Consider the following 394-nt stretch of genomic DNA (forward strand, 5'->3'; position numbering starts at 1 on the left):
GAGATCGCGCTGCTCGAAGGGTCGTTGCCGGCGCAGCCCGTCCACGTCGGTGGTGTGCTCGCCGGTCTGCGCGAACCGGCCGGACCGTGGGGGCCGGGCCGGGCCGCCGATGCCTTCGACGCCTTCGCCGCCGCGGAGAGCGTGGCACGCGCCGCGGGGGTGCGCCTCGAGCGCCGCGCCGCACAGTACCTGCCGTGGCATCCCGGCCGCTGCGCCGAACTGCTCGTCGACGGCGTGGTCGTCGGTCATGCCGGAGAATTGCATCCGGCCGTGATCGAGCGTGCCGGGCTGCCGGCCCGCACCTGCGCCTTCGAGCTCGATCTCGATGCCCTGCCGATCGTGGAATCTCTTCCCGCCCCGCTCGTCTCGCCGTTCCCGGCGGTCCTACAGGACG

The 394-nt window shown here is 73.9% G+C and carries 1 pseudogene; it reads left to right on the plus strand.

Annotated features, from left to right (window positions below):
• Positions 1-394: pseudogene (locus R1101_RS29125) on the plus strand (phenylalanine--tRNA ligase subunit beta); the annotation flags it as partial.

Source organism: Rhodococcus sp. R1101 (assembly GCF_000278445.1).
Taxonomy (GTDB): Bacteria; Actinomycetota; Actinomycetes; order Mycobacteriales; family Mycobacteriaceae; genus Rhodococcus; species Rhodococcus gordoniae.